At 39.2% G+C, this 4,248-nt stretch carries 3 protein-coding genes; 1 reads left to right on the top strand and 2 read right to left on the bottom strand.

What is annotated here, in order from left to right; genetic code table 11:
- Window positions 1-150 precede the first annotated feature (150 nt).
- Window positions 151-1,038 carry a LysM peptidoglycan-binding and 3D domain-containing protein gene (locus IEO70_RS18100; protein WP_190999779.1) on the bottom strand — a complete coding sequence of 296 codons (888 nt, stop codon included), beginning with the start codon at window positions 1,036-1,038 and terminating at the stop codon, window positions 151-153.
- 185 nt (window positions 1,039-1,223) lie between these two features.
- Complete coding sequence (locus tag IEO70_RS18095) at window positions 1,224-1,409, bottom strand: cold-inducible protein YdjO-related protein (protein ID WP_190999778.1); 186 nt, start codon at window positions 1,407-1,409, stop codon at window positions 1,224-1,226.
- 345 nt (window positions 1,410-1,754) lie between these two features.
- Between IEO70_RS18095 and IEO70_RS18090 the strand changes: the two genes are divergently transcribed.
- The gene (locus tag IEO70_RS18090) at window positions 1,755-3,908 is read left to right on the top strand and encodes an MMPL family transporter (RefSeq protein WP_190999777.1); all 2,154 of its coding nucleotides are present in this window, start codon (window positions 1,755-1,757) and stop codon (window positions 3,906-3,908) included.
- The last annotated feature ends 340 nt before the right edge of the window (window positions 3,909-4,248 follow it).

The raw sequence follows: 4,248 nt of genomic DNA, 5'->3' as shown, positions 1-4,248 counted from the left end.
ATTCCGCGTCACCACGGACACCCTTGCGTTAAGCTAACTGTTACTTCTGCCTTCACAGCTCGGGACTTTCACCCTATAGATTGCACCCATGCCGGGCGCACTTAAAAAAAGCAGAAACCATTACGGCTTCTGCTTATATCTGTCTTTATTCTATTCTAAAATTTGAACTGTTACTTGTTTTCTTCCCCAAGCAAATGCTTCGCTCTTTGTTTGTACATAAACGTCAATTTTATTTCCTTTAATAGCTCCGCCTGTGTCACCGGCAATTGCTTCACCATAACCTTCTACGTAAACTTTTGTTCCTAAAGGAATAACTGACGGGTCAACCGCGATTACTTTTGCGTTAGGGTTTGCCACTAAATCTATACCGGCAGCTGTAACACCTGAACCGCCGCCGTCGAGCGCAGTATATGCTGTTGCTTCAACTGTTAATGTTTTCACAGCAGATGATGCAGTTGTTGAAGCTGTTTCAGTTTGTTCTTCAGCAATTACAGCTTCCTGTTGTTCCGGTGCTTGAGCTTGTGCTGTGTTTTCAGATGTTGCTGTTGTTTCAGGTACTTCAACAGTTTGCTCCGTTTGAGTCGCCTCTGTTGTCTCAGCAACTGCTTGAGCAGTTCCGTTTGCAACTACTAAACTTTGGTTAGCATATATTAAATCACTCGTTAAACCATTCCATGATTTAAGCGTTGATACAGATACACCAAATTGTTTTGCGATTTTAGATAGCGTATCACCTTTAACTACTATGTAGTTGCCGTCTGCGTCCATTTCAGTTGCAGCTGATGTGTTTTTTGTTTGAGTCGCGACTGCTTCATCGCTTGCTTCTTCCATTGATATTGTTAAAGTTTTATTTGCGTAAATTGTGTCGTTTGATAAACCGTTCCATTCTTTTAGTTGATCGATCGTTACATTATATTGCCTCGACAGATCCCATAATGTGTCTCCCTTTTCAATCGTGATGCTTGCTGCATTTGCATTAGCCCCGATAGCTGTACACATTGCCGTAACAGCTAGAGCGGATAAAATCGATTTCTTCATATACTCAGATAGTCTCCTTTTCTTTGCTGTATTGCACTTGATGAAACTATCTTAACATATGAAATGATTACACAAGCTACAGTCTGTTAAAGAATAAAATACATTAGTATTACAGTATTACGAAGAACGGAAGTTTCGGTAATCATGTTATTTCAATAAAACATTTGTTACGTAAGTGCAATATTTCATGTAATCTTTGGAAGCTGTCTTATTTCTTCGGTCATTTCGGAACCGCATAACGGACAACTTGATTGTTCAGAAGCAAATTGCATTCTCATCCAACCATTGCAGGAATCTGAGGAGCAGGCATATACAGATGTGTCTTCGATAATAACTTCATCAGCTTCATTTTGTTTTTTTGAAAAATACATGGGAAACCTCCTGATCAATCTCGATTTGTAAAACATTTCTTATCTATAGTATATGTTAGATTTTGTAGTTTATCCCATTAAATATATGCATGTATCGACCTTACAATTCATACTAATAGAAATATTTCCAATGCTTTATATTTCTGATGTTTTCTATCATAATTATTAGTGTACATATTAATAGGTTGTATTAGTTAGTGCGCTAGTTGATTTTCGTTCCAGGCGGACACTTTCCACTCCAATCAACACATAAAAGTCTACTAATACTATTACAACCAATGCAATTACTGTAAAACAGCTAAAGCATTTATTTCAAACAACAAAATAGAAACGAAAGGAGAATGTATGAAGAATATTGCGAAGCTGGTGATTAAACATTTTAAGTTTTCTCTTTCTATATGGGTGATTGTTAGTGCTGTGTTGGCTTTTTATGCGCTGGATTTGCCATCTAAGCTTCAGGGTGACGGTTTTGAGATGGATGGAGAATACGAGGAGGTGCAAGACGAGCTATCGAATAACTTTGATTTTCCGAGAAATACGATACTCGTTTTATTTACGAAAGACAAGGACCATACAGCATCACAATTTAATGAGCATATAAATACCGTTTTAAACGATATCGAGAAGCTGGATATTACTGAGCAAATTCAATCACCACTTACTTATGAGGAGCAAAGAAACGAAAATTATGCCTATGCGGTGCTTGGGTTTGATAAGTTAGACGATGAAATGGTGCCGTATGTGGAAGATGTGCGGAAAATCACTGATCAATATGACCATACAATGTTGACCGGCGCCCCGGTTATTAGTCTCGATTTGAATACAGCGAGCCAAAAAGACTTGATGATTGCTGAAATGATCGGGATTCCATTTGCACTCATAGTTTTAATTATGGCATTTGGAAGTATTGTTGCTGCGATTGTTCCAATTATTGTCGGTGGACTTACCGTTGTTTGTTCATTAGGCATATTAACATTGCTTGGCGATCAGCTCAGCTTGTCGGTCTTCTTACTCAACGTTACGCCAATGATCGGGCTTGCGCTCAGCATAGATTTTGCTTTGCTTTTCATTAATCGTTATAAAGAAGAGTTGCAAAATAACAATCGTAAAGATTCTATAATTAAAACAATTCGCACAGCCGGTACGTCGATTATTTTTTCAGCAGTGTGCGTTTTTATTGGATTAGCTGCTATGTTGCTTATTCAAGTCGACATTTTCAAGACGGTCGCAATCGGAGGAATGGTCGTTGTTTCGGTTGCTGTTATCGCTTCACTTACCCTTCTGCCTTCGATTTTATTGTTGCTTGGCAACCATATAAATAAGGGCAAACTGTTCAAAAGCAAAAAAGAAAGCGAAAGCAATCATACATGGAGAGCTTTTGCTGAGGGAGTCATGAAACGCCCTGTTTTGATTTCGATTTTAGCGACAGTCATTTTATTGATCGGTATCATTCCCGTAAAGGATATTAATTTGACGATTCCCGATGAAACAGCCTTGCCGGAAAGCTATGAATCACGAGAAGCGTTTGCGATTTTAAATGAACAGTTCTCGCTTCGTGATGAAGCAACGATTTATATTTTGGCGAGCCGAGATGGTTCGTGGACAGACGAAGACGGCTTACGTGATTTAGAATACTTAGTAAATAAATTTGAGGATGACCCGCTTGTTACCGGCACACAATCATTATTCAGCTTCAGCGGCACAGCTTCAAGCAAAGAGCTTTATGCAATGCTGCAAATGCCTGAGGGTCAAGCCTCACTTGAACCTGTGACCGAGCAATTTATCCACGATGGACAATTGTTGCTCCCTGTAACTTTGGATGCAGTCGCTTCTTCATCCGAAGCGCAAGAATGGGTTCGTGATTGGTCGGAAAAAGACTTTGATGTTGATGTGCTAATCGGGGGCGAACCTAGATTCAATCAAGAGATTTTTGATGAAATATTCAACAAGATTTGGTATGGTATAGCGATTGTGCTGATTAGCACATACATCATTTTACTCGTTGCTTTCCGTTCCGTATTCATCCCGTTGAAAGCAATCATCATGAATATTATCGGATTGGCTTCGACATTCGGAATTTTAGTGTGGATTTTCCAGGAAGGACATTACGGTCTTGACCCAACATCTATTGCCTTAATTATTCCGGTGTTTGTCTTCAGTCTTGTATTCGGTCTGAGCATGGATTATGAAGTGTTTCTCATTTCTCGCATTCAAGAGGAATATAAATTGAACGGTGATAACGATGAAGCGACAGTTGTTGGGCTTGCCTCGACAAGCAAAATCATAACGTCAGCCGCTTTAATTATGATTGTATTGACCGGTGCATTTGCCTTTACCGGAGTTGTCCCAGTTAAACAAATCGGCATAGGGATTGCATTAGCGATTTTCATTGATGCGACGATTATCCGCTTGCTTCTCGTTCCATCACTAATGAAGCTGCTTGGAGAATGGAACTGGTGGTTGCCGTTTGCGAAGAAAAATAAGAAACAAAATAATTAAGAAAAACCGTCACCGGTCCTTTTTCATTTTTGAATTTGCCTCTTGAATTCACTTCAATGAAAAAGGAGCCATGCGGGAGGCAGCTTAGGACCGAGCATGGCAGGTGTAAGGTTAGACAGATATCTACGTCCAAAAATAGGAAAATCTCTCAAGTAAAAAGCGTGATGCCAATTAACTGATATGCTCCCCAATAGGTAGACAGATGAAAAAACAAAAATCTGTTTACCTATTGGGGGGTATTTTTTATGGCGCGAAGTAAGCATACAGTTGAACAAAAATTAACCGTTCTCCAACTGCTAGAGGATGGAGAATATACATTAGAAGAAATTTGTAGAATACA

It is taken from the genome of Peribacillus faecalis (assembly GCF_014712675.1).
Classification (GTDB): domain Bacteria; phylum Bacillota; class Bacilli; order Bacillales; family DSM-1321; genus Bacillus_AD; species Bacillus_AD faecalis.
Note: the sequence above shows the minus strand (reverse complement) of the source record. Positions and strands in the feature narration are given on the sequence as shown.